Here is a 26,192-nt window from a genome sequence, read left to right on the forward strand (position 1 = left end):
TTCTGGTGTGTTATAATCCAATACGTGTCAGAGCTCTTTTGCATGAAAATGAGCATGATTATAACAAAAGAAGAATATACACAAGATATCTGAAAATACTGTAAATCAATACACTCAAAGGAGATATACATAGAAATGAAATTAGGAATCGTAGGCCTGCCCAATGTAGGCAAAAGTACATTGTTTAATTCCCTGACAAAAGCAGGGGCAGAATCAGCTAACTACCCATTCTGCACCATTGACCCCAATGTGGGAGTTGTAACAGTGCCGGATGAAAGACTGAAGCTTTTAGGAGATTTTTATCATTCCAAGAAGGTAACACCGGCAGTGATCGAATTTGTGGATATAGCAGGCCTTGTAAAAGGAGCATCCAAAGGAGAGGGACTTGGCAACCAGTTCCTTGCCAATATCCGTGAAGTAGATGCCATTGTACATGTGGTACGCTGCTTTGAAGACTCTAATGTGATCCACGTAGATGGAAGTATTGATCCGCTTCGTGACATTGAGACCATCAACCTGGAGCTGATCTTCTCTGATCTGGAGATCCTGGAGCGCAGGATCGCAAAGGTTACAAAGACTGCACGTATGGATAAAGAAGCAGCTAAGGAACTGGATTTCCTTCAGAAGATCAAGAAGCATCTGGAAGATGGCAAGATGGCCATCACTATGGAGCTGGACAATGAGGATGAAGAGGGATGGATGGGTACATACAACCTTCTTACATGGAAGCCTGTGATTTATGCTGCTAACGTGGCTGAGGATGATCTGGCAGATGACGGTGAGTCCAATAAATATGTGGCAGAGGTGCGTGAATACGCAAAAGAACAGAACAGTGGAGTATTTGTGATCTGTGCACAGATCGAGGAAGAGATTTCTGAACTGGATGATGATGAGAAGAAAATGTTCCTGGAAGATCTGGGGCTGAAAGAATCAGGACTTGAGAAGCTTGTCCGTGCAAGCTATCATCTCCTTGGCCTGATGAGTTTCCTTACATCCGGAGAGGATGAAACACGTGCATGGACAATTAAGATCGGTACAAAGGCACCTCAGGCAGCAGGAAAGATCCATTCTGATTTTGAAAGAGGATTTATTAAAGCAGAGGTAGTAAATTATCAGGATCTTCTGGACTGTGGATCTTACGCAGGAGCCAGAGAAAAGGGCCTGGTTCGCATGGAAGGAAAGGATTACGTTGTGCAGGATGGAGATGTGATCTTATTCAGGTTCAACGTATAAAACGGTGATATATGGATATGATGATTCGTTTTCCTAATCTTGGGGTGGAACTTGGATATGTGGGCAGATCTGTACGGATATTCGGCTTTGAGATCACCTTCGGAGGGATGCTCCTTGCATTGGGGATGCTTGCAGGACTTGCTTTTATTGTTCTTGAAGCAAAACGCAGAAATGAAAATCAGGATGCTTACGTTGGAATGATGATCACAGCTGTGATCTTTGGCCTGATAGGTGCCCGGCTTTTTTATGTGGGATTTTCCTGGGATCTTTATAAAGACAATATTCTGGAGATCTTTAATATCCGGAATGGAGGAATGGCTTTTTACGGCGGTTTGTTAGGCGGCATGCTGGGGGCTGCTATTTACTGTGGAATACGCAGGCTCTCCTTTATGAAAATGGCAGATACTGCCTGTATGGGACTGGTAGTGGCACAGATAATAGGAAGATGGGGAGATTTTTTTAACAGGGAATCCTTTGGGGAATATACCAATTCGGTTCTTGCCATGCAGCTTCCTTTATCTTCAGTACGAAGCAGCCAGGTCAGTGCGGCTATGCGGGAAAATCTTGTGACTGTAAACGGAGTTTCCTTTGTTCAGGTACATCCTGCTTTTTTTTACGAAAGCGCATGGTGCCTGGTGTTGTTCCTTCTTCTCCTTGTGTGGAAGAGGAGAAAAAGCTTCCAGGGGGAGATTTTTCTTAGATATCTTACAGGTTACGGACTGGGGAGATTTCTGCTGGAGTGGATCCGTACAGACAAGCTGGTGATGCCAGGGACAGGTATTTCTGTTTCCATGGTGATCTCTGTGATACTGTTTGTATTATGTGGGATCATGGGAATGGTACGCAGGACAATGGCGAAAAAACGTGCAAAAGTAAAAAAACGTAGAAGAGAGGAAGATTATGAAGCAGAAGAAAAAGCTGCCCGGGAAGCAGAAGGACATGATTCCCTGGAAGCGGATGACCTCTTATCTGAGACGCATACGAAAGAGAATCCTGAAAATCCGGATGCAGAAGCTGCAAAAGAAGCTGGACAGACAGATCCGGTGCCGTCAGGATCTGCTGAAGAATCTGGAAATGAGCCGGAAGCTTGACAGGTTCATGAATGCAGCCATGCTGGCTGAAGAAATAGAATGATCATAAAGTGGGTAACTGTTCACAGGAATGTGGAGAGTACCCACTTTTTTTCTGTTGCATGGAAATATTTTACAGGTGGTCCAGCTAAAAAATAAGGATTCCTACTTGCGTTTTTCATCTAAATGGTTTAGAATAAACCCATAAGTGGTAGAAAGTGGAGAATAGTGGAGGCGAATGGGGGCATTGTGGCAGACAGTTCCATCCGCATCCCGGAAATACGAAGGGGAGACTCGTATTTCCCGAGAGTAGGTGAGTAAATATGTTCATGGGAGAATACAACCACACAATCGATGCGAAGGGGCGGCTGATTATCCCTTCTAAGTTCAGAGAACTCTTAGGGGAAGAGTTTGTTCTGACCAAGGGACTGGATGGTTGTCTTTCTATATATCCTATGGATGAATGGGAAGCCTTTGAAACAAAACTCAGAGCATTACCACTTACGAACAAGAACGCAAGAACCTTTTCAAGATTCTTTGTGGCAGGAGCCACCACATGTGAGCTGGACAAGCAGGGGAGAATCCTTGTACCACAGACCTTAAGGGAGTTTGCTGGTCTGGATAAAGATGTGGTTCTGACTGGAAATCTTAACAGGATCGAAGTCTGGAGCAAAGAAAAATGGAATGAAAACTGCAATTATGACGACATGGACAGCATTGCAGAAGGCATGCAGGAAATGGGAATCGTTATATAAGGCAGTTCTAAGGACAAATCCAACAGGAGACGGAAATGGAATTCAAACACAAATCTGTATTACTGGAAGAGGCTGTTGACGGCTTAAGGGTAAAGCCTGATGGAACCTATGTGGATGGGACTTTAGGAGGTGCGGGACATGCCTGCAGGGTATGTGAAAAACTTTCTGCCAAGGGGAGATTTATTGGTATAGATCAAGACCAAGATGCAATAATTGCTGCGAGTGAAAGGCTGGGCGCCTACAAACAGGCGACAATCATTCGCAGCAATTATTGTTACATGGGACAGGAACTTTCTGCCCGGGGAATTTACGGGGTAGACGGAATCCTGCTGGATCTTGGAGTATCCTCTTATCAGCTGGACAATGAAGAGCGAGGATTTACCTACAGGGTAGATGCTCCACTGGACATGAGAATGGATCAGAGGCAGAGCCAGACCGCATCAGACATCGTCAACGGTTATGAAGAAAAAGAACTTTACCGTATCATCAGAGACTACGGGGAAGATAAATTTGCAAAGAATATTGCAAAGCATATTGTGGCAGCAAGGGAAAAGAAGCCTATCGCCACAACTGGGGAACTGACGGAGATTATCCGCGGAGCGATTCCCATGAAGATACAGGCAACAGGAGGTCATCCTGCCAAGCGTACTTTCCAGGCGATTCGTATAGAACTGAATAAAGAACTGGATGTATTGAGAGATTCTCTGGATGGTATGATCGATCTTCTGAATGATGGAGGAAGGATCTGCATTATCACCTTCCATTCTCTGGAAGACAGGATCGTTAAGACCATATTCAGAAAGAATGAAAATCCATGTACATGTCCACCGGATTTCCCGGTATGTGTATGTGGAAAAAAATCAAAGGGACAAGTGATCACAAGAAAGCCTATTCTTCCAAGTGAGGAAGAGATGGAAGAGAATCCACGTTCCAAAAGTGCAAAGCTGCGGATTTTTGAGCGAAGCAGAAGTTAGTCAGACAGTAAGTTAGAGGGGAAATAAAATGGCGGCAAACAGACCTACTACAGCAAGAAGAAATATGAATAGCGCCAGAAATCCCAGAGGGGTATATATAGACGGAAGTGCAGCACGCAAGCTTCAGGAAGTGCCAGAGCGGAGATATTATCCTCCGGCACAGCGTCCTGCAAGGCAGCCTGCCAAAGTGGCAGCAAGCCCCCGAACTCAGGAAAGGCAGCGTACACTTAGTAAAGAGGCAAAGAAGAACAGGGCAAAAGCAATGAGCATGAACCGGAAGTTTGTTGTTTTCATTGCGGTTGTATCCACAGCAGTCCTGTTTTGCTGTATCAATTATCTGAGACTGAAGTCAGATTATACAAGGAAGATCAGTCAGGTGGCATCTCTGGAATCAGAACTGGCTCAGTTGAAAGAGGATAATGATGCTTACTACAGTGAGGTTACTTCCAATGTAGACCTGGATAAGATCAAGAAGATTGCCATCGGACGACTTGGAATGAAAAATCCGTCTGATGATCAGGTGATGACTTATAGTGTTGAGGGGGGAAGCTATGTACGGCAATATCAGGATGTGCCTTAACAGGCGCTTCCTAGTACAGTGAAAATTAAGACAAGTCAATATGGTGGTTACTTAATATTCACTGTACTGGTATCCAACTGATTAGAAAGCAAGGCAGGTGATCTATTGAGCAGCATGGACAAAAGAAGGAAAAAAAGGCCAGAGAAAAAAATTAATTATGTTATGCGGAAGAAGCTGATATTACTGTTTGCAATAGTGATAGGAGCTTTTTTTGCATTGGCAATGAGAATCACATACATTAATGCAACAAGCGGGAACAAATACAAAAAACAGGTACTAAGCCAGGCACAGCAAAAATATGAAAGCAGGGTGATGCCTGCACGGCGAGGAGACATCTACGACCGGAACGGGAATATCCTGGCTACCAGCAATAAGGTTTACAATGTGATCCTGGATTGCAAGGCAGTAAATGAAAATGAGGATTATGTGGAGCCCACCGTTCGTGCACTGACCAGCGTGCTTGGGATTGAAGAGGGAGAGATCCGTACCCGTCTTACGGCGGAAAGTACCAAGAACAGTCAGTATCAGATCATCAAGAAGCAGATTTCCATGGATGATAAAAAGGCTTTTGAGGACTATAAATCCATTCCTGAGGACAGTGACCTTACGAAAGAGCAGATCCAGGAAAAAAATAATGTACAGGGCGTATGGTTTGAAGAGGACTATCTGAGAATTTACCCATACAATGAATCTGCCTGCGATACCATTGGATTTACCCTGGAAAGGGATGTGGCAGACAGCGGCATCGAGGGCTACTATAACAGTACCCTGAATGGGGTAGACGGCCGTCAGTATGGCTATTTCAATAGCAGCTCCGATGTGGAACAGACCATTATTGAGCCTACCAATGGTAACAGCTTGGAGCTTAGTCTGGACATGGGAGCACAGCAGATCGTGGAAAAATATGTGAATGCTTTCAATGAACGGATGGGAGCAAAGAATGTAGGCGTGATCGTGGAAGATCCTTCCAACGGAGAGATCATTGCCATGGACGGTGGAGACCGGTATGATCTGAACGAACCCAGAGATCTTTCCCAGCTTTATACCAAGGACGAGATCAAAGGAATGAATGATGAAGAGACAGTAGAGGCATTAAATGCCATGTGGAGTAATTTCTGTGTAACAGATGCTTATGAGCCCGGTTCTGTTGTAAAGCCTATAGTTATGGCTTCAGCACTGGAAAAAGGTAAGATCAGTACTTCGGATACTTTTGTATGTGATGGAGGCCAGGCCTTTGGTACAGATACTTTTATTAAGTGTGCGGTATGGCCGAATGCCCACGGTACAGAGACACTGGCAGATGTTATTGCAAACTCCTGTAATGACGGTATGATGCAGATCGCTGCAACTATGGGCAGTGAGCAGTTTATCAAAGCACAAAGTGTATTTAATTTTGGCTCCAGGACAGGCATTGACCTGCCAAACGAAGGAACAGGTATTATCCATACTACAGATACGATGGGCGAGACAGAGCTTGCCTGCTCTGCATTCGGACAAGGATTTACCTGTACCATGCTTCAGGAGATCAATGCTATGTGCTCCGTTGTGAATGGTGGATATTATTATCAGCCTCATCTTGTGACTAAGATCAAGGACAGCAATGGAAGTGTGGTAAAAACCGTGAATCCGGTTCTGATGAAACAGACCATTTCCTCTAATATTTCCACAGATATCCGCAGTTATATGCATCAGAGTGTGCTTCGTGGTACCAGTCAGACATCAAGGGTTCAGGGCTACAGTTCCGGTGGTAAGACAGGTACAGCAGAGAAGTTTCCCCGTGGAAATAAGAAATATCTGGTTTCCTTTATTGGATTTGCCCCTGTAGATGATCCTGCTGTTGTGATCTACGTGGTTGTGGATGAGCCAAACGCAGAGGATCAGGCAACCAGTACCTATGCACAGTATATTGCACAGGGAATCCTTTCCGAGCTGCTTCCTTATCTGAATGTAGCACCGGACGAGGCTTCTGATGGAGAAACGCCGGTTACAGAACTGTGGGAAGGCTTTCAGGGATATCTTTCAAATAATACGGAAAGTTCTCTGGATGAAAATGGCAATCTGGTGGACGGCAATGGCAATCTGATCGATTGGGATGGCAACCGTATTGATGAAAATGGTTATCTTCTCAATGCAGATGGAAGCTATCAGATTGATGAGAATGGAGAATATATTAAGTCAGATAATCTTGATGGAGCAGGTGATGGCAGTGGCTTGCAGGAAGCTGTATCGGATACAAGCATTCCGGCTCCTCTGGACGGAGATTCTAAGACTGCACAGGACAATGATATGGAAAGCGAAGGACTGACCAACGAAGAGGCTGGTCTGGAATAAGAAAAGTGATAACCCTGCCAGGACGGTTCATATATTAATATGACAGTTCTGGCAGGGCTTTTCTATGTGCGGATATAGCGGTTACAATAGAACAGAGAAAGCCCGGAAAGGATATTTGTGAAAAAAAGTCTGACCTTTCACAGGAAAAAAGTGTGGCTGGTCCTTGCCATCTGCAGTATTCTGTTGCTTGGACTGATGGTACGTTTGGTGTGTCTGATGGGCTTTTTGTCAGATCATTATTACAGGAAAGCAGAGGATCTTCATGAAAGGGAGCGGGATATTAAGGCAGAAAGGGGAAAAATTCTGGATGCAGCTGGAAAGGTACTGGCAGATAACCGGACAGTGTGTACCATTTCTGTGATCCACAGTCAGATCAAAGAACCGGAAAAGGTGATCCGGGTACTGGCAGAAAAGCTTTCCATGGATCCTGTTCAGGTGCGGAAACAAGTGGAAAAGGTTTCTTCTATAGAAAGGATCCGTACAAATGTTGACAAGGAAACAGGGGATCAGATCCGTGAGTGTCAGCTGGAGGGAGTGAAGGTGGATGAGGATTACAAACGGTGGTATCCCTATGGAGATCTGGCTTCCAAAGTGCTTGGCTTTACAGGTGGGGACAATCAGGGAATCATCGGGCTGGAAGTAAAATATGAGGATGTATTAAGGGGAGAAAACGGAAAAATCCTGACGGTTACAGATGCCAGGGGAGTGGAACTTACAGATAAGGGAGAAAAAAGAAAGGAACCGGTGGCAGGGCAGGATCTTCGGATCAGTCTGGATGCCAGTATCCAGGAATATGTGCAGCAGGCGGCACAGAAGGTGATGGAGGAAAAACAGGCGGACAGAGTATCCATCCTTTTGATGAATCCTCAGAACGGTGAAATCTATGCCTGTGTAAATGTGCCGGAATTTGATTTGAACCAACCATTTGAACTGAATACGGAACAGGATACATCTGACCTTAGCCAGCAGGAAAAGCAGGATCTGTTGAACCAGATGTGGAGAAATCCATGCCTGAATGATACCTATGAACCTGGTTCTACCTTTAAGATCATTACAATGGCAGCCGGACTGGAGGAAGGAGTGGTTACAGAAGAAGATTCCTTTTATTGCCCAGGATATAAGCTGGTAGATGACCGAAGGATCCACTGTGCCAACCGTAGAGGGCATGGCTCACAGAATTTTGTTCAGGGAGCTGAAAATTCCTGTAACCCGGTTTTTATTGAAGTTGGCCTGCGGCTGGGAGTGGATAATTATTACAAATATTTCAAACAGTTTGGTCTTTTGAAAAAAACAGGGATCGATCTGCCTGGTGAAGCAGGAACCATCATGCATCAGAAAAACAAAATGGGAAATGTGGAACTGGCTACCGTGTCCTTTGGACAGTCTTTTCAGATCACGCCCATCCAGTTGGCAGCAACGGTAAGCGGGATCATCAACGGTGGGAAAAGGGTGACTCCTCATTTTGCAGTGGCAGTACAAAGTCCGGATGGGAGAAATATCAAAGAGCTTTCTTATCCGGTGGAGCAGGGGATCCTGTCAGAAGCAACCTCCAGGCGGGTACGGAACATTCTGGAAAAGGTGGTATCAGAAGGCTCCGGAAAAAATGCAAAGATTGAGGGCTATTCTATCGGAGGGAAAACAGCTACCTCACAGACTCTTCCCAGAAGTGCTAACCGATATATTTCTTCTTTTCTTGGCTTTGCACCAGCAGAAGAGCCCATTGTTCTGGGACTTTGTATTATTCACAATCCCCAGGGAATGTATTACGGAGGCACCATAGCCGCACCTGTGATCCGACGGATTTTCGAGAATGTTCTGCCCTATCTGGGTATAGAATGCAGCTACAGTCTTGATAAATAGGTGAAAAAGCCGTATACTATAAGATGTTTTAAAAAAGACGAAAGAAATAAGAGGTGTGAAATGGATTTTCAAGTTGTGATTCCCGTGCTGATTTCCTTTGGAATCAGTGCATTATTAGGCCCTGTTGTGATTCCTTTTCTTAAAAAGCTGAAAATGGGACAGACAGAAAGAGTAGAAGGCGTACAGTCCCATCTGAAGAAGGCAGGGACACCTACCATGGGAGGCGTGATGTTTCTTGTATCCACAGTGATCACGGCTCTGTTTTATGTAAAGGATTATCCCAAGATCATTCCTGTGCTTTTTCTTACATTAGGCTTTGGACTGATCGGATTTCTGGACGATTATCTGAAGGTTGTGCTACGCAGGTCAGATGGACTTCTGGCATGGCAGAAGCTGATTTTACAGGTGGTTGTTACAGGGATTTTTACCTTCTATATTTTAAATTATACAGATATTTCACTGACTATGCGGATCCCGTTCTGGAGCGGACATTATCTGGATTTGGGCTGGCTGGCAGTGCCACTTCTGTTCTTTGCTGTGATCGGTACTGTAAACGGGGTGAATTTTACAGACGGTGTTGACGGTCTGGCTTCCAGCGTTACACTGATCGTTGCAGTGTTTTTTACTGTGGTTTCCATTGGGCTGAAGTCCGGGATCGAGCCTTTTACCTGTGCGGTAGTGGGTGGTCTGATGGGATTTCTGCTTTACAATGTGTATCCTGCGAAGGTGTTTATGGGAGATACAGGTTCCCTTGCACTGGGCGGATTTGTGGCAGGCTGTGCTTACATGATGCAGATGCCTTTGTTTATTCTGATCGTAGGCCTGATCTATCTGGTAGAGGTTCTTTCAGTTATGATCCAGGTTACTTATTTTAAGGCAACTCATGGGAAGAGAATCTTCAGGATGACCCCGATCCACCATCATTTTGAACTTGGCGGATGGTCTGAGACAAGAGTTGTAGCAGTTTTTTCAATTATTACGGCAATTATGTGCCTGATCGGACTGCTGGCGCTTTAAGGAGGAGAAAGTCGTGGATTTAAAAGGAAAAAAAGTTTTCGTTTTCGGTACAGGAAAAAGCGGGATAGGAGCTGCACAGCTTCTTGTAAAAGCAGGTGCTCTCCCAGTTATTTTTGACGGAAAAGCAGATATTGACAAAGAAGAGATCGTACATAAAATCGGAACAGATACACCAGTGCAGGTGTATGCAGGAGAGCTGCCAGGTGAAGTACAAAAGAGTCTGGATCTGGCTGTACTTAGTCCTGGTGTTCCTACTGACCTTCCCCTTGTAAAAAGCTTTTATGCGCAGGGACTGCCAGTATGGGGCGAGGTAGAACTGGCGTACCAGACAGGAAAAGGGCAGGTTCTTGCAATTACTGGTACGAATGGCAAGACCACTACCACCGCACTTCTTGGCAAGATCATGGCAGATGCCCGTCCTTCTGTTTTTGTTGTTGGAAATATTGGTACACCTTATACATCAAAAGCACCAAATATGAAGGAAGAAAGCATTACTGTAGCTGAGATCAGCAGCTTTCAGCTGGAGACGATCCAGGATTTTGCCCCACATGTAAGTGCGATCCTGAATATTACTGAGGATCATCTGAACCGTCATCACACTATGGAAGAATATATCCGGGTGAAGGAACTGATCACTAAGAATCAGGGACCAAAGGATGTATGTGTACTGAATTATGAGGATCCGGTCCTTCGTAAGTTTGGCGAAAACATTGTACCGGAGGTGGTTTATTTCTCCAGTGTGAGAAAGCTTCCAAAGGGTATCTACCTGGATGGGGATATGATCACACTTCGTACAGACAAAGAAGAGATCCCGGTTGTGAAGACAGGAGACCTGAAGCTTCTGGGACAGCATAATTTTGAAAATGTAATGGCAGCAGTTGCCATGGCATGGTATGACGGCGTAGATATGGACAGTATCCGTAAGAGTGTGTGTGAGTTTACTGCAGTTCCCCACAGGATCGAATATGTGACTGAGAAAAACGGTGTTGCATATTATAATGATTCCAAGGGAACCAATCCGGACGCTGCCATTCGTGGGATCAAGGCTATGAACCGTCCTACATTGCTGATCGGCGGCGGCTATGATAAAGGCTCTACTTATGACGAATGGATCCAGGCATTTGATGGTAAAGTGAAGTACCTGGTGCTGATCGGACAGACAAAGGAGAAGATCAAAGAGGCTGCAAAGAAGAATGGTTTCCATCAGATCATCCTGTGTGAAGACCTGAAGGAAGCAGTTCAGGTATGTGCGCAAAAGGCAGAGCCAGGTGATGCAGTGCTTCTTTCACCTGCCTGTGCAAGCTGGGGGCAGTTTGATAATTATGAGCAGAGAGGTGACATATTTAAGGAGCTTGTTTCATATCTTTAAATAAAAGAATGATCCGGGAGATTTTATGGCATCAGGAAAGAAACAGGGCTATTCAGAAGCAGACAGGATTTTACTTACGCTGGTGCTGATCCTTGCGGTCTTTGGAGTGACCATGCTTTTCTCAACCAGTGAATATAATGGCAGAGTACGTTTCGGCGACTCTGCCTATTATTTTAAGAAACAGTTATTTGCTATGTCCCTGGGGTTTCTGGCTATGTATCTGGTTGCAGGAATGGATTATCACTTTTTTATCCGCCTGGCACCGGCAGCCTATGCAGCTTCCTTAGGTCTGTCAGCAGCAGTGCTGGTGGTGGGGCAAGAGATCAATGGTTCCAAGCGGTGGCTGAATCTGGGACCATTGTCTTTTCAGCCTTCAGAATTTGCAAAAGTGGCAGTGATCCTTTTTTTGGTTTGGCAGATCCAGCAAACCAAAAGCAGCACTTCTGGTTTGTGGTTTATGGGACGGACCCTTGTATCACTTCTTCCGGTGATAGGACTTGTGGGCTCCAATAATCTGAGCACAGCTATTATTATCCTTGGGATCGGAGTGGCGCTGATTTTTGCGTCAAACTCCAGATATGCCTGCTTTCTTGGTATAGGTGCTGCAGGCGTGGCAGTTGCCGTGTTGTTTCTGGCAGCAGAAAGCTATCGGCTGGAACGTCTGGCTATCTGGCGGGATCCGGAAAAATACGAAAAAGGTTTTCAGACTATTCAGGGGCTGTATGCTATTGGAAGCGGAGGACTGTTTGGTAGAGGGCTGGGAAGCAGTATACAAAAACTGGGATTTGTGCCGGAAGCCCAGAATGATATGATTTTTTCTATTATTTGCGAAGAACTGGGGCTTACCGGGGCATTGATATTGATTTTGATTTTCGGACTGCTGATCTGGAGACTATGTGTGATCGCCACTCGGTGTACGGATCTGGCAGGAACTTTGATCTGCACCGGGATCATGGCCCATATGGCTATTCAGGTGATCCTGAATATTGCTGTAGTAACAAATACCATTCCAAACACAGGCATTACACTGCCCTTTGTCAGCTATGGAGGAACCTCTGTGGTTTTTCTGATGGGAGAAATGGGGCTGGCTCTTAGCGTGAGCAGTCACAAACAGCATTTCTTTACATATACTAAAGGGTAAGAGGCTCTTTAGGAGTGAAAAGCTTGGATGATTACATCTGTATCGTGGGTGGTAAGCCATTAAAAGGAACCATTTCTGTACAGGGATCAAAGAATGCGGCGCTTCCCATGATGGCAGCGTCCCTGCTGCACAGAGGCGTAAGTGTTCTTAAGACATGTCCCAGGATCGCAGATGTTTTTTGTATGGAGAAGATCCTTCAGGCATTGGGAGCAGCTACCTGGTGGGAGGATCATGATCTATATATGGACTGCACAAATGCAGACAAAGAAGAAATACCGGAAATGTATACAGGACGTATGCGGTCATCGGTTATTCTGCTTGGAGCCATGCTTGCCAGGAATGGTAAAGGTACGCTTGGGTATCCGGGAGGCTGCGTAATTGGCAGCAGGCCTATAGACCTGCATTTTTATGCACTAAGACAGCTTGGGGCTGTGATCCAAAAAGATCAGGTGATCCAGGGAACTGCTCCGTCAGGCCTTTGGGGAAATCAGATATTGTTTCCAAAAAGAAGTGTGGGTGCTACACAACAGGCTATTCTGGCTGCTGTGCTTGCAAAGGGAAATACAATTATAAAAAATTCTGCCAGGGAACCGGAAATTCTTTGGCTTTGCAGATATTTAAAAACAATGGGAGCGCAGATCAAAGGAGAGGGAACGGACTGTATTTTTATAGAGGGAAGGGATGAATTAGGAGCCGGATATATGAAGATTCCTCCGGACCGGATCGTTGCAGGAACTTATATTTGTGCCGCAGCAGCCACAAGAAGTGAGATCACACTGGAAAATGTACCGGAAGGTGAGCTGGATGCCTTTCTGGATGTATATTGCAAAATGGGTGGACAATATAAAGGGAAGAGTGGTAAACTAATAGTCAATGGACAGAACATCCACTGTCCGGTAAAGCTTCTTAAGACGGATGTTTATCCTGGATTTCCTACAGACCTGCAATCACAGGTTATGTCAGTTCTGACTACAGTGACCGGGAAAAGCCTGATCCGGGAACAGATTTTTGAGGATCGTTATAAGGCTGCAGGAGAACTGGTGAAGATGGGAGCACATATAAACATCTGCGGCAGGGAAGCTTATATAGAAGGTGGATATCCATTATATGGCAGGCAGGTAACTGCCAGGGAGCTTCGGGGCGGTGCCGCTTTGGTGATTGCCGCCTTGTGTGCCAAAGGTACCACAAAGATCAGTGGATATTCATTTATCAGTAGAGGCTATGAGAACATCTGTCAGGATCTTGCTGGCGCAGGTGCCAGGATCAGCCTGGGCAGAGCTACAGACAGCCGAGGCATTCTTGAATATTAAAGGATGGATTATGGGAACTGGAGATAACGGAGAAACGTCTGTGTTTGATAAAAAAACAAAAAAAATAATATGGGGAACCCTGGCGGCAGTGCTGCTGACAGGCATTATCTTTTTCTTTTCCTTTTTCCGGGTCAGGACCATTGAAGTTATGGGCAGTACTCATTATACCCAGGATCAGGTAAAGGAGATGGCTCTGCAGGGTTCCTTCATGAGCAATACGGTGCTGGCTTCTTTTTTTCATAAAAATGAGCAGGTCAGCGACATGCCTTTTGTAGAAGGATACAGTGTTTCTATGACTGGCAGGGATACCATCTGTATCAGTGTAAAAGAAAAGAAAGTAGTAGGCTGCATCCCTTATCTGGATAATTATATTTACTTTGACAGAAACGGAGTCTTTGTTGAAGGCCTGAAGACCAGAGATGAGAAGGTACCTTTTTTTGATGGGATCCAGGTAGATAAGGTAGTTTTGAATGAAAAGCTTCCACTGAAAGGGAAAACAATTCTGAATACTGCTGTAGCACTTGCAACTATTTTTCAGAAGAATGACACAGTGCCGGATCACATCCAGATTGATGATAAGTCCAGGATCAGTCTGATTTATGGGGATGTTACCGTTATACTTGGGGAGGACAGGCTGCTAGAGGACAAGATGACAAGGGCGATTGCCATCCTGCCAAAGCTTTCCGGGCAAAAAGGGATCCTTCATATGGAGAATATTACCGAGACTGAAAAGAATTGTACCTTCGAAGCAGAGGTAGAACCGGTAACTGCTGAGAACTGGACCGGTGGATATGATGAAAATGGAGAATATACCGGTGATGGGGAATATGACGAAAATGGCAAGTATGTAGGGGCAAAGCCCAAAAGTGAACTGGATTATGCCCTTGAAAACTGGCATGGCGGATATGACGGAGAGGGAGATTATACTGGTGAGGGCGAGTATGATGCCAACTGGAATTATGTGGGGCCTAAGCCTACCGAAGAAAGTATAGCAGCCAATGGAGACTGGCATGGTGGGTATCTGGAAGACGGAAGTTATACAGGAACTGGTGAATATGACCATGACGGCAACTATGTAGGTCCTAATCCCAATGCAGGGAATGACGAATATTCGTGAAAAAAGTATAAAAAAACAAAATTAGTAGTTGATTAATTCAAAAAAAAAATATATGATATATCTATATGTAGCTTGATACAAATAAACTTGACTTGAATATCAGGTATAGAAATAAAGGAGGAAGTACATTGTTAGAGATTATGTCAAATGAGGCAGAGTCATCTGCGAAGATTATTGTAATCGGCGTAGGTGGAGCTGGTAATAATGCAGTGAACAGAATGGTGGAAGAAGCCATTGGCGGGGTAGAGTTTGTAGGTGTGAATACCGATAAACAGGCTTTAACTCTGTGCAAAGCTCCAACTGTACTTCAGATTGGCGAAAAGATTACCAAAGGACTTGGTGCGGGTGCACAGCCAGAGGTTGGACAGAAGGCAGCAGAGGAAAGTATAGAAGAAGTGAAGCAGATCATGGAAGGTGCAGATATGGTTTTCGTTACCTGCGGTATGGGTGGCGGTACCGGTACAGGAGCTGCTCCGGTGATTGCAGCAGCAGCAAAGGAGATGGGTATCCTTACTGTTGGTGTTGTTACAAAGCCTTTCCGCTTTGAAGCAAAGACCCGTATGAACAATGCACTTGCAGGTATTGAGAATCTGAAGAAAGCAGTGGATACACTGATCGTGATCCCGAATGATAAATTACTGGAGATCGTTGACCGCCGGACTACTATGCCGGAGGCACTGCGTAAGGCTGATGAAGTACTTCAGCAGGCAGTTCAGGGTATTACAGACCTGATTAATCTGCCGGCACTGATCAATCTTGACTTTGCAGATGTACAGACCGTTATGACAGATAAGGGTATTGCACACATCGGTATTGGTGAGGCCAGAGGTGATGACAAGGCTATGGAGGCTGTTCAGCAGGCTGTTTCTTCTCCGCTTCTTGAGACTACCATTAAAGGTGCTACACACGTTATCATTAATATTTCCGGTGATATTTCCCTTATGGATGCCAATGATGCAGCCAGCTATGTACAGGAGCTTACAGGAGAGGATGCAAATATCATCTTTGGTGCAATGTATGATGATTCAGTTGCTGATTATGCAAGGATCACTGTTATTGCTACAGGCCTTAGTGATGCAGCGCAGAATACCAGTCCTTTTGGCAACAGAAGCAGCAATGCATCTTTTAATGCCAAAAGACCGGCAGCACAGACAAGCACAACATCTTCTTTTAAGATGCCAAGCTTCAGTATGCCTACTATGAATGCAACACCATTTACTGCGAAGACACCTTCCAGTACAGTGCAGAAGAAGGATATCCAGATTCCGGATTTCCTTAAGAACCGCTAATCAATTCTTTATGAAATATCAGGGCTGTGACACAGCAGGGAGTAAGTTCCTACTGTGCCGCAGCTTTTTTTACATTTTAGCACTTACAGGCAAAGGTTCCACACTTGGTTTCGTGGCAGCACTGTGCCCTGGAACCATCTACATCAACAGCTGCTGCTGTACATTTGCAATTGTCATTGTATGCACAGTTGTGGGCTTTACATTCAATCTGGATCTTTTCGCAGCCGCAGCGGCACTCCATACCATTTGTTGCTGCATCAGATTTTTCCTGAAAGCTTCCACAGCAGGTTTCATCTGCAATGTGGGCACTTTCACCCATAACATTGATCTCACCTCTGGAACACTGACGGGCGTCATTATAAACACAGTTAGCAGCTGAACATTTTAAAATCGTCATGATCATTCCTCCTTTTATTAGATGCAGGGCATCTTTGTATATACAAGGATAGTATCTGCGTTTTGCTATGTAATATGTATGGAAAATTATAGTAAAAATATTGCAAAGCTATCTTTGCTGCGCTATAATATGAGCATGAAAAAGGGGAGCTGGCGAAAACCGGCTGAGAGGAAACGTGATTCCGTTTTGACCCGTAACCTGATTTGGATAATGCCAACGTAGGGAAGAGGATGAGTAGTCTCTGCTTTTAGTATGGCAGAGGCTTTTTTTATGGAGGAAAAAAGATTGAGAAATTATACCACACAGATGGATGCGGCAAGAAAAGGCATTGTCACAAAGGAAATGGAGATTGTGGCAAAAAAAGAACATATGACAACAGATGCATTAAGAAAGCTGGTTGGGGAAGGCAAGGTTGCAATCTGTGCAAATAAGAATCACAAATGTCTTGATCCGGAAGGCGTGGGCAGCATGCTTCGCACAAAGATCAATGTTAATCTGGGAGTGTCCCGCGACTGTAAAGACTATGATATTGAGATGGAAAAGGTCATGAGTGCTGTGAAGTTGGGCGCAGAGGCGATTATGGATCTGTCAAGCCATGGTAATACTCAGCCCTTCCGTCAGAAGCTGACCCAGGAATGTCCTGTTATGATCGGAACGGTTCCTGTATATGACAGCGTGATCCATTACCAAAGGGATCTGGCGACTTTGACAGCCAAGGATTTTATTGACGTTGTAAGGCTTCATGCCCAGGACGGTGTAGATTTTGTAACGCTGCACTGTGGGATCACCAGGAAAACCATTGATCAGATACGGAATCACAAAAGAAAAATGAATATTGTAAGCCGTGGCGGAAGCCTGGTTTTTGCATGGATGAGCATGACAGGAGAAGAGAATCCATTTTATGAGTATTTTGATGAAATTCTTGATATCTGTGAGGAATATGATGTTACCATTTCCCTTGGGGATGCTTGTCGTCCAGGATGTCTGGCAGATGCAACCGACGTATGTCAGATTGAGGAACTTGTCCGTCTTGGGGAATTGACCAAACGCGCATGGGCGCATAATGTACAGGTTATGGTAGAGGGACCGGGACATGTGCCGTTGGATCAGGTAGCAGCCAATATGAAAGTGCAGCAGACCATTTGTATGGGAGCACCTTTCTATGTACTTGGGCCTCTTGTAACAGATATTGCACCTGGATATGACCATATTACTGCAGCCATCGGCGGAGCAGTGGCAGCTATGAGCGGAGCTGCTTTCCTTTGCTACGTAACGCCTGCAGAGCATCTGGCTCTTCCTAACGTGGATGATGTTAAGCAGGGGATCATTGCTTCCAAGATTGCAGCCCATGCAGCTGATATTGCCAAGGGTATTCCGGGAGCAAGAGATATTGATGACCGTATGGCAGATGCACGGCAGAAACTTGATTGGGAAGCTCAGTATGCATGTGCCCTTGATCCTGAGACTGCAAGGCAGATCCGTGACAGTCGTAAGCCGGAAGATGACCACAGTGATACCTGCAGTATGTGCGGTAAATTCTGTGCAGTCCGCAGCATGAATAAGGCCCTGGCAGGGGAGTATATTGATATATTATAAAATAATTATTAAAAAGTCCTTGACTTCTAAGGAAAACCATGGTATCTTATCTAGGTACGTGAGAAAACAAAGCAGAGTTACACTCTCACCTTAGCGCAGTCAGGCGACTTGGGTTAATATTGCACAGCTTATATTTAAAGATGTGATTTGTGTAATAGGTGAAGTGTGGATTCTGTCCGCACTTTTTTCATGTTTAAGGCAGAAGGTTTCCCGGAGAGAAATTGGGAAGCTGGCGGGTGATTTAGTATTTATCTATCAGGTATGGAGGTGCACTACAATTAGCAGTTTAATGATTAACGAACAAATCAGGGACAGAGAAGTACGCTTGATTGGCCCGGACGGAGCACAGCTCGGTATTATGTCCGCAAAGGAAGCAATGTTCAAGGCTCAGGAGGCAGGGCTTGATCTGGTAAAGATTGCCCCCCAGGCTAAACCGCCGGTATGCAAGATCATTGATTACGGTAAATACCGTTACGAACTTGCTAGAAAAGAAAAAGAAGCCAAGAAAAAACAGAAAACGATTGATGTTAAAGAAGTGCGGCTTTCACCGAATATCGATACAAACGACCTTATGACAAAAGTCAATGCAGCAAAGAAGTTTCTTTCAAAGGGCGATAGGGTGAAGGTAACTCTCAGATTTCGCGGAAGAGAGATGGCTCATATGTCAGCCAGCAAGCATGTGCTTGATGATTTCGCAGATATGTTGAAAGAAGTGGCTAATGTGGAGAAAGCACCTAAGGTGGAAGGCAGAAGCATGACCATGTTCTTAGCTCAGAAAAAATAAATTCAGCAGCATTTATGCCGCAGGGCAGTTCATAATACGAAAATTAAGGAGGAAACTATAATGCCAAAAATTAAAACATGTAGAGCAGCAGCAAAGCGCTTCAAAAAGACAGGTACAGGAAAATTAATGAGAAATAAAGCTTACAAGAGTCATATCTTAACCAAAAAATCTCAGAAGAGAAAAAGAAATCTGAGAAAATCTACTGTTGTTGATTCTACAAATGTTAAGAGCATGAAGAAAGCATTACCATATTTATAAGATACAGATAGAAGACGACGAACAGGAGGAAAATAAGAGATGGCAAGAATTAAAGGCGGATTAAACGCAAAGAAGAAACATAACCGTGTATTAAAACTGGCAAAAGGCTACAGAGGAGCCCGTTCCAAACAGTATAGAATTGCAAAACAGTCTGTAATGAGAGCACTTACAAGCTCTTATGCAGGAAGAAAACAGAAAAAACGTCAGTTCAGAAGTCTGTGGATCGCTCGTATCAACGCTGCAGCAAGAATGAACGGATTATCCTACAGCAAGATGATGCATGGCCTGAAGGTTGCTAATGTTGACATCAACAGAAAGATGCTTGCAGATCTGGCTGTTAATGATGCTGAAGGCTTCAAAGCATTAGCTGAAGTTGCAAAAGCTGCAATTGCATAAGTATTATCAATTCTGGAATCCAGGGAAAATAATTTCCCTGGATTCTTTTGATTTTTGTACAAAATATCACTTGCAATCAAAATAATGTGATGCTATAATTACTGCATTGAAGTAGTAAAGAGGAAAAGTCATTAGGGAGCCAAAGCCGGCTGGATGGACCAGTGGGCTTTTTGACTATATATGAGATATACATGATCCGGTTTTCCCGCTGGCTTCTTCCTTAAAATCTAAGGAGGAGATTTTATTATGAGAAATCTGAAAAAAGTACTCAGTATCACAGCAGCCGCAGCGATGGCAGTTACATCCATTGCACCTGTATCTGTATTTGCAGATGACGAGGAGACTTTTAAGATTGGTGTGATCGGACCTATGACCGGTGATTACGCACAGTATGGTAACGGTGTTTACAACGCAGCTAAGATCGCAGCGGATGAGATTAATGAGAATGGTGGATTCAATGGATATAAGGTAGAGATCCTGGACGCAGGTGATGATCAGGGTGATCCTGATAAAGCCATCCATGCATATGATGATCTTCTTGACAAGGGTATGCAGATGCTTTGCGGAACAGTTACATCCGGTGCTTGTATCGCTGTTGCCAGTGAAGCAGCTGACAGCACATTCCTGTTTACACCTTCTGCTACAGCAGTAGAGAGTATTGAGGGAGGCGACAATGAATTCCGTATGTGCTTTACCGATCCTATGCAGGGTACCAAATCAGCAGAGTACATTTCTGAGAAAGGTCTTGCTACAAAGGTAGCTACACTGTATGATTCAGCAGCAGATTACAATGTAGGTGTTCACGATGCATTTGTTGAAGCTTGTGATGAATACGGTCTTGAGCTTGTAGATGATCAGAAATACACCACAGATAGTAATCAGGACTTCTCAGCACAGCTTCAGAGCATTAAGAAGAGCGGTGCAGAGCTTCTGTTCCTTCCTAATTATTACTCTGACAATGCACTGATCCTTCAGCAGGCAAGCGATATCGGTCTTGATATCAAATTCTTCGGAGTTGACGGTATGGACGGTATCCTGAATGTTGAGAACTTTGATACATCCCTTGCAGAGGGCGTTATGCTTCTGACACCTTTCGCTGCTACAGGTGAGGATGAGGCTACCAAGAACTTTGTAAAAGCATATGGTGATGCTAATAACGGTGAGGTTCCGAACCAGTTCGCAGCTGATGCATATGATGTGATCTATGCTATGAAGGCAGCAGCAGATGATGCAGGTATCACACCGGATATGTCCAATGAGGATATCAGTGCAGCAATGTCTGAGTCCATGCTGAACATCACAATTGATGGTCTTACAGGAGAAGCAAAATGGACAGAGGATGGCGAATGCGATAAAGCACCAAAAGCATATGTGATCAAAGATGGTGTTTACGCATCCATGGATGAATAATCCTTTGAACAAAATACAGGGACATTTTCCTGGATATACAGGGAATGGCCGTTAAGCAAACGGGGAGACGGTTAAGATGATTGCCGTCTCCCTCTTGTATTTAAGAAGATCCTGGTGATTTTCTTTAAAGTGACCTGGAGCGTGTCTGAAAATTTACTTCCGAAAAGACTAAGACTTTAGACTATTTACATTCGGGAATGAATTTTCAAGCACGCTCATAAAATACAAATCATTCATATTACGAGGTGGGTTATGAGTTTTTTGGTATATTTAAAAGACGGGATAAACCTTGGAAGTATCTACGCAATGATCGCACTTGGTTATACTATGGTGTATGGAATTGCAAAGATGCTGAATTTTGCCCATGGCGATGTAATCATGGTTGGTGCTTTTGTGATCCTTACCGCTATCACAAAAGCCGGACTGTCACCTGCAGTGGCAATTCTTTTATCTGTTGTGATCTGTACATTGATGGGTGTTGTGATCGAGGCAGTTGCATATCGTCCTCTCCGTAAAGCATCATCTAATCTGGCAGTTCTGATCACTGCCATTGGTGTCAGCTATCTTCTGCAGAACCTGGCCCTTTTGGTTTTTGGTGCTGATGCGAAGAGCTTTGTTACAGTGATCGATCTTCCGTCTCTGTCTTTGTTTGGTGGAGAACTGGTGATCAAGGGGATGACGATCCTGACCATTGTTGCATGCATTGTGATCATGGTTGGATTACAGCTTTTTGTTAAGAAGACGAAGCCTGGACGTGCCATGCAGGCAGTTTCCGAGGATCGGGATGCTGCACAGCTGATGGGTGTTAATGTAAATGCAACCATCTCCCTTACTTTTGCTATTGGTTCTGGGCTGGCTGCGATTGCAGGTCTTTTCATGTGCTCTGCATACCCAACTCTTTCTCCTTACACAGGTGCTATGCCTGGTATCAAGGCTTTTGTAGCTGCTGTATTTGGAGGCATAGGATCCATTCCAGGTGCGATGATCGGCGGACTTCTCCTTGGTGTGATTGAGATCTTCAGTAAAGCATATATTTCTTCTCAGGTTGCAGACGCTATTGTGTTTGGAGTCCTGATTATTGTACTCCTTGTAAAACCGGCAGGATTATTCGGTAAGAATATCCAGGAGAAAGTGTGAGGTGGACAAGATGAAGAAAGGTATGAACAAAACATCAAAAAACAATTTTATTACATATGGCATGGTGCTTGTGATCTTTGCTGTTGCACAGACGCTTTCTTCCACAGGAAATCTGTCCAGGCTTCTGACAGGTCTTCTTGTTCCAATCTGTGTATATGTAATTGCAGCCATTTCCCTGAACCTGGTTGTAGGTTATTCTGGTGAATTGAGCCTTGGACATGCAGGCTTTATGTGCGTGGGCGCATATGCAAGTGCAGTATTTTCTCATGTTGCAAGCGATGTGATCCCTTCTGTACCAAGACTGATCATTGCGATTCTCATCGGGGCAGCAGTAGCTGCACTCCTTGGCTTCCTGATCGGTATTCCGGTACTTCGTCTTCGGGGGGACTATCTTGCTATCGTAACACTTGCTTTTGGCGAGATCATTAAGAATCTGATCAATATTTTGTATGTGGGTGTGGACAGCAAAGGCCTTCATGTTGCTACAAGCTCCGGTGCGCTTCAGCTGGAGCCGGGCGGAAAGCAGATCATTAAGGGGGCGCTTGGTATTTCCAAGACAGCTACACTTTATAAAGACATTAAAGATTACTTTTTCCTGATCGGTGTGATCCTGGTACTGGTGTCTCTGTTTGTTGTACAGAACCTGGTAAATTCCAGAAGCGGACGTGCCATTACGGCTACCAGGGATAATCGTATTGCTGCAGAGTCCATTGGCATCAATGTAACCAAGAACAAATTGCTTGCTTTTACCATTTCAGCAGCGATTGCAGGTGTGGCAGGTGTGCTTTATGCACATAACCTTTCCATGCTGAAGGTTTCCGTTTTTGACTATAACCTGTCTATTACATTCCTGGTTTACGTGATCCTTGGCGGTATTGGTAATCTTCGTGGTTCCATCATTGCTACTATTATCCTGTATGCCCTTCCGGAGCTGCTTCGTGGATTCTCCACATACCGTATGCTGATCTATGCAATTATTATGATCGTTATGATGCTGTTTAACTGGGCTCCTGCTGCAAGGGATTTCAGAAGCAGAGTAGCTGATAAATTTAAAAAACATGGAAAAGAAAAGGAGGCGGCTTGATCATGGCTATTTTAGAGGTAAAAAACCTGTCCATTCAGTTTGGCGGCCTTCATGCAGTTGATAATTTTAATATTCAGATCAACCAGGGGGAATTATACGGTCTGATCGGACCTAACGGAGCAGGAAAAACAACTGTATTCAATCTTCTTACCGGTGTATATAAGCCTACTGAAGGGATCATCAAGCTGGACGGTGTTGATATTACAGGTAAAAATCCTATAGAGATCAATAAAGCAGGTGTTGCAAGAACTTTCCAGAATATCCGTCTGTTTAAGGATATGACAGTGCTGGACAATGTAAAAGCAGGTCTGCACAACAATTATAAGTATTCTACCTTTACAGGTGTATTCAGACTTCCAAAATATTTTAAAGTTGAGAAGCAGATGAATGAAAAAGCTATGGAGCTTCTGAAAGTATTTGGCCTTGATGCTTTTGCAGATTATCTTGCAGGCAACCTGCCTTACGGTGAACAGCGTAAGCTGGAGATTGCCAGAGCACTTGCTACAGAACCTAAGCTGCTGCTGCTGGATGAGCCTGCAGCAGGTATGAACCCTAATGAGACTCAGGAACTGATGGATATGATCCGTTTTGTACGTGACCATTTCAATATGACGATCCTGCTGATCGAGCATGATATGAAGCTGGTAGGCGGTATCTGTGAGGAACTGACTGTTCTGAACTTTGGTCAGGTCCTTTGCCAGGGCAAGACAGCACAGGTGCTGAAAGACCCGGCCGTTATCACAGCATATCTGGGAGAGTAAGGAGGAAACGAAAATGGCAATGTTAGAAGTAAAAGATTTGCACGTATATTATGGTGTGATCCATGCATTGAAGGGGATTTCCTTTGAAGTAAACCAGGGAGAGGTTATTGCACTGATCGGCGCCAATGGCGCAGGAAAAACCACCACCCTTCAGACATTGACAGGTCTTCTTAGCGCAAAAGAAGGATCCATCACTTTTGAGGGCAAGGATATTACAAAGATTCCAGCCCATAAGATCGTGGAACTTGGAATTGCCCATGTACCGGAAGGGCGAAGGGTGTTTTCTGATCTGAGTGTTTATGAGAATCTGATCATGGGAGCTTACACAAGAAAGGATAAGGCTGAGATCCAGGAAAGCCTTGCCGGTATTTATAAGCGCTTCCCCAGACTGGAAGAGCGTAAAGGGCAAAGAGCAGGTACCTTATCAGGTGGTGAGCAGCAGATGCTTGCCATGGGTCGTGCACTGATGAGCAAACCAAAGCTGATCGTCATGGATGAACCATCTATGGGTCTTTCACCTATTTTTGTTAATGAGATCTTCGATATTATACGTGTAGTAAGTGAGAGCGGTACAACCGTTCTTCTTGTAGAACAGAATGCTAAAAAGGCCCTTACCATTGCAGACCGTGCATACGTGCTGGAGACTGGAAGAATCAGCATGAGCGGCAAAGCCAGTGATCTGCTTAATGATAAGGCTGTGCAGAAGGCATATCTGGGAGAATAAGGAGGGACGACATGAGTAATTATGTGATTACCATTGCAAGACAGTATGGCAGTGGCGGCCGTACAGTAGGCGAGATGCTTTCCAAGAAGCTGGGGATTTCCTATTATGATAAGGACATTATCCGTATGGCTTCTGATGACAGTGGGATCCATGAAACACTTTTTGGAAGAGTGGATGAGTACAGTAGTGCCAAGCCGCCTCTTTTCAAAAAAGAAAGCATTTATACAGGAGATCTGATCCCACCACACAGCAAAGAATTTACATCCGATGAGAATCTTTTTAATTATCAGGCCAAAACGATCCGCCATCTGGCAGAGACGGAGTCCTGTGTGATCATTGGACGTTGTTCCAATTATGTGCTGAAGGATTATCCCAATGTTTTAAGTGTGTTTATTCATGCATCCTGGGAATTCCGTATGGAGAAGGCAGCAGAGAAGCTGAGCAAAACACCAAGGGAGATTGAGAAATTCCTTCAGAAGGATGATAAACGCAAGTTTGAATATTGCCGCAGATTTACAGGCAAAGAGTGGACAGATGCTACTAATTACGATCTGTGTCTTGACAGCAGCAAGCTTGGCTACGATAAGTGCGTAGAGGAAATCGAACACAGGCTGGCACTTCTTCGGGAGAAGCTTAACTAAATCTGTGAGCACAAAATTACAATAATAAGGTATGCAGGCAGCGGGGACTTCAGGGTTCCCGCTGTTGTTTTATATCAGCTGTGAGAAGATATACCGGTGTTTCCAATAGTCTATTCAGAAGAAATCTGCATATAGTATAGGAAAAGGCGGAGTGGATTTCAAAATGGGGAAGAACCGGATCAAAAAGATCAGAACGATAGCAGCTGCACTTACATGGAGTCTGTTCCTGGCAGCAGTAGGAGTGGGGGCTGGAGCTTTCAATCGGGAAAAAAGGCAGATCATCCAAGTGATACAGATAGAGAAGCCCAAAGTTGCCCTTACTTTTGACGACGGTCCAAACAAAAAGTATACACCGGCTCTATTAAATGAATTAGGAAAAAGAGGAATCCATGCCTCTTTTTTTCTTATGGGTAAAAACATCCCGGGAAATGAAAAGCTGGTGCAACAGATGCAAAAGGAAGGACATCTGTTGGGAAACCATACTTATAATCATGTAGAACTGGATAAAATCCCTGTTGCCCAGGCTAGAACTGAGGTAGAAAGAACCAGTAATGAGATATACAAGATCACTGGGGTGTATCCCCAATATGTACGTCCTCCCTTTGGAGCCTGGCCGAAAAATTTTGACCTTTTGGTGACTATGTTCCCGGTTCTTTGGGATGTGGACACATTGGACTGGAAAAGTAAAAATGTGGATTGCATTATGAGACTGGTACGATCTCAGGTAAAAGACGGCTCAATCATCCTGATGCATGACGGCTACCAGACTTCTGTGGATGCAGCCGTGCAGATCATGGATGAACTGCTGGAGCGAGGCTATGAATTTGTGACTGTGGATCAGCTGCTGATCATGTAAAAACTGGGAACATATGTACTTTTACTAATTTTTCTGTTATAATTCCAATCATGAGGCAGATGAAATGTGAACAACAAGGACATAGTTCTTCAGATGGGAGTT

25 protein-coding genes are annotated in these 26,192 nt (G+C 44.4%); 24 read left to right on the forward strand and 1 reads right to left on the reverse strand.

All coding sequences use genetic code 11. The annotated features are described in order from the left end of the window. Positions 1 to 135: 135 nt before the first annotated feature. The 13 genes from ychF (at position 136) to ftsZ (ending at position 16,046) form a co-directional block, all read left to right on the forward strand. The gene (gene ychF / locus OCV61_RS10915) at positions 136 to 1,233 is read left to right on the forward strand and encodes a redox-regulated ATPase YchF (protein ID WP_158421842.1); all 1,098 of its coding nucleotides are present in this window, start codon (positions 136 to 138) and stop codon (positions 1,231 to 1,233) included. A 17-nt stretch (positions 1,234 to 1,250) separates the two neighbouring features. Further along, a complete protein-coding gene (gene lgt / locus OCV61_RS10920) occupies positions 1,251 to 2,324 on the forward strand; it encodes a prolipoprotein diacylglyceryl transferase (protein WP_262582812.1) in 1,074 nt (357 codons plus the stop codon). 302 nt (positions 2,325 to 2,626) lie between these two features. Then, entirely contained in the window at positions 2,627 to 3,058 is a 432-nt protein-coding gene (gene mraZ / locus OCV61_RS10925) for a division/cell wall cluster transcriptional repressor MraZ (RefSeq protein ID WP_158421844.1), read from the forward strand. Positions 3,059 to 3,093: 35 nt separating this feature from the next. Then, positions 3,094 to 4,032, forward strand: coding sequence for a 16S rRNA (cytosine(1402)-N(4))-methyltransferase RsmH (gene rsmH / locus OCV61_RS10930; protein ID WP_158421845.1), 939 nt, complete (start codon positions 3,094 to 3,096; stop codon positions 4,030 to 4,032). Positions 4,033 to 4,060: 28 nt separating this feature from the next. After that, on the forward strand, positions 4,061 to 4,612 hold the full coding sequence (locus OCV61_RS10935; protein WP_158421846.1) for an FtsB/FtsL family cell division protein: 552 nt from the start codon (positions 4,061 to 4,063) through the stop codon (positions 4,610 to 4,612). A gap of 222 nt (positions 4,613 to 4,834) precedes the next feature. After that, positions 4,835 to 6,943, forward strand: a complete 2,109-nt coding sequence (locus tag OCV61_RS10940; protein WP_262582826.1) for a peptidoglycan D,D-transpeptidase FtsI family protein — start codon at positions 4,835 to 4,837, stop codon at positions 6,941 to 6,943. A 117-nt stretch (positions 6,944 to 7,060) separates the two neighbouring features. Continuing rightward, the gene (locus OCV61_RS10945) at positions 7,061 to 8,803 is read left to right on the forward strand and encodes a peptidoglycan D,D-transpeptidase FtsI family protein (RefSeq protein WP_262582813.1); all 1,743 of its coding nucleotides are present in this window, start codon (positions 7,061 to 7,063) and stop codon (positions 8,801 to 8,803) included. A 60-nt stretch (positions 8,804 to 8,863) separates the two neighbouring features. After that, positions 8,864 to 9,820 carry a phospho-N-acetylmuramoyl-pentapeptide-transferase gene (gene mraY / locus OCV61_RS10950; protein ID WP_158421848.1) on the forward strand — a complete coding sequence of 319 codons (957 nt, stop codon included), beginning with the start codon at positions 8,864 to 8,866 and terminating at the stop codon, positions 9,818 to 9,820. Between the two features lie 13 nt (positions 9,821 to 9,833). Further along, a complete protein-coding gene (gene murD, locus OCV61_RS10955; RefSeq protein WP_158421849.1) occupies positions 9,834 to 11,189 on the forward strand; it encodes a UDP-N-acetylmuramoyl-L-alanine--D-glutamate ligase in 1,356 nt (451 codons plus the stop codon). A gap of 25 nt (positions 11,190 to 11,214) precedes the next feature. Beyond that, positions 11,215 to 12,330 carry an FtsW/RodA/SpoVE family cell cycle protein gene (locus OCV61_RS10960; protein WP_158421850.1) on the forward strand — a complete coding sequence of 372 codons (1,116 nt, stop codon included), beginning with the start codon at positions 11,215 to 11,217 and terminating at the stop codon, positions 12,328 to 12,330. 14 nt (positions 12,331 to 12,344) lie between these two features. Then, entirely contained in the window at positions 12,345 to 13,640 is a 1,296-nt protein-coding gene (gene murA, locus OCV61_RS10965; protein ID WP_158421851.1) for a UDP-N-acetylglucosamine 1-carboxyvinyltransferase, read from the forward strand. A 10-nt stretch (positions 13,641 to 13,650) separates the two neighbouring features. Then, on the forward strand, positions 13,651 to 14,757 hold the full coding sequence (locus OCV61_RS10970; RefSeq protein WP_262582815.1) for a cell division protein FtsQ/DivIB: 1,107 nt from the start codon (positions 13,651 to 13,653) through the stop codon (positions 14,755 to 14,757). 140 nt (positions 14,758 to 14,897) lie between these two features. Beyond that, the gene (gene ftsZ / locus OCV61_RS10975; protein WP_158421880.1) at positions 14,898 to 16,046 is read left to right on the forward strand and encodes a cell division protein FtsZ; all 1,149 of its coding nucleotides are present in this window, start codon (positions 14,898 to 14,900) and stop codon (positions 16,044 to 16,046) included. Between the two features lie 76 nt (positions 16,047 to 16,122). On the opposite strand, the gene OCV61_RS10980 is transcribed toward ftsZ, so the two are convergent. Then, positions 16,123 to 16,443, reverse strand: a complete 321-nt coding sequence (locus OCV61_RS10980) for a DUF1540 domain-containing protein (protein WP_158421853.1) — start codon at positions 16,441 to 16,443, stop codon at positions 16,123 to 16,125. A gap of 285 nt (positions 16,444 to 16,728) precedes the next feature. Between OCV61_RS10980 and thiC the strand changes: the two genes are divergently transcribed. The 11 genes from thiC to OCV61_RS11035 all read left to right on the forward strand — a co-directional run bounded on the left by thiC (position 16,729) and on the right by OCV61_RS11035 (position 26,090). Beyond that, complete coding sequence (thiC, locus tag OCV61_RS10985; RefSeq protein ID WP_158421881.1) at positions 16,729 to 18,039, forward strand: phosphomethylpyrimidine synthase ThiC; 1,311 nt, start codon at positions 16,729 to 16,731, stop codon at positions 18,037 to 18,039. A gap of 289 nt (positions 18,040 to 18,328) precedes the next feature. After that, positions 18,329 to 18,823 (forward strand): translation initiation factor IF-3, encoded by a 495-nt coding sequence (infC, locus tag OCV61_RS10990; RefSeq protein ID WP_158421854.1) that lies wholly within the window; start codon positions 18,329 to 18,331, stop codon positions 18,821 to 18,823. A gap of 60 nt (positions 18,824 to 18,883) precedes the next feature. After that, entirely contained in the window at positions 18,884 to 19,081 is a 198-nt protein-coding gene (gene rpmI / locus OCV61_RS10995) for a 50S ribosomal protein L35 (RefSeq protein WP_158421855.1), read from the forward strand. Between the two features lie 39 nt (positions 19,082 to 19,120). Continuing rightward, entirely contained in the window at positions 19,121 to 19,477 is a 357-nt protein-coding gene (rplT, locus tag OCV61_RS11000) for a 50S ribosomal protein L20 (protein WP_158421856.1), read from the forward strand. A 246-nt stretch (positions 19,478 to 19,723) separates the two neighbouring features. Continuing rightward, positions 19,724 to 20,887 (forward strand): ABC transporter substrate-binding protein, encoded by a 1,164-nt coding sequence (locus OCV61_RS11005; RefSeq protein ID WP_158421857.1) that lies wholly within the window; start codon positions 19,724 to 19,726, stop codon positions 20,885 to 20,887. A gap of 252 nt (positions 20,888 to 21,139) precedes the next feature. After that, positions 21,140 to 22,024: a branched-chain amino acid ABC transporter permease gene (locus OCV61_RS11010; protein WP_158421858.1), complete on the forward strand. Its 885-nt coding sequence runs from the start codon at positions 21,140 to 21,142 to the stop codon at positions 22,022 to 22,024. A 10-nt stretch (positions 22,025 to 22,034) separates the two neighbouring features. Continuing rightward, positions 22,035 to 23,108, forward strand: a complete 1,074-nt coding sequence (locus OCV61_RS11015; protein WP_262582827.1) for a branched-chain amino acid ABC transporter permease — start codon at positions 22,035 to 22,037, stop codon at positions 23,106 to 23,108. Between the two features lie 2 nt (positions 23,109 to 23,110). Then, complete coding sequence (locus OCV61_RS11020) at positions 23,111 to 23,869, forward strand: ABC transporter ATP-binding protein (protein WP_158421860.1); 759 nt, start codon at positions 23,111 to 23,113, stop codon at positions 23,867 to 23,869. A gap of 13 nt (positions 23,870 to 23,882) precedes the next feature. After that, positions 23,883 to 24,593 carry an ABC transporter ATP-binding protein gene (locus OCV61_RS11025; protein ID WP_158421861.1) on the forward strand — a complete coding sequence of 237 codons (711 nt, stop codon included), beginning with the start codon at positions 23,883 to 23,885 and terminating at the stop codon, positions 24,591 to 24,593. Positions 24,594 to 24,604: 11 nt separating this feature from the next. Beyond that, positions 24,605 to 25,234: a cytidylate kinase-like family protein gene (locus OCV61_RS11030; protein WP_158421862.1), complete on the forward strand. Its 630-nt coding sequence runs from the start codon at positions 24,605 to 24,607 to the stop codon at positions 25,232 to 25,234. A 151-nt stretch (positions 25,235 to 25,385) separates the two neighbouring features. Continuing rightward, positions 25,386 to 26,090 carry a polysaccharide deacetylase family protein gene (locus OCV61_RS11035; protein ID WP_262582817.1) on the forward strand — a complete coding sequence of 235 codons (705 nt, stop codon included), beginning with the start codon at positions 25,386 to 25,388 and terminating at the stop codon, positions 26,088 to 26,090. The last annotated feature ends 102 nt before the right edge of the window (positions 26,091 to 26,192 follow it).

This window comes from Blautia ammoniilytica (genome assembly GCF_025566965.1).
Classification (GTDB): Bacteria; Bacillota; Clostridia; order Lachnospirales; family Lachnospiraceae; genus Blautia_A; species Blautia_A ammoniilytica.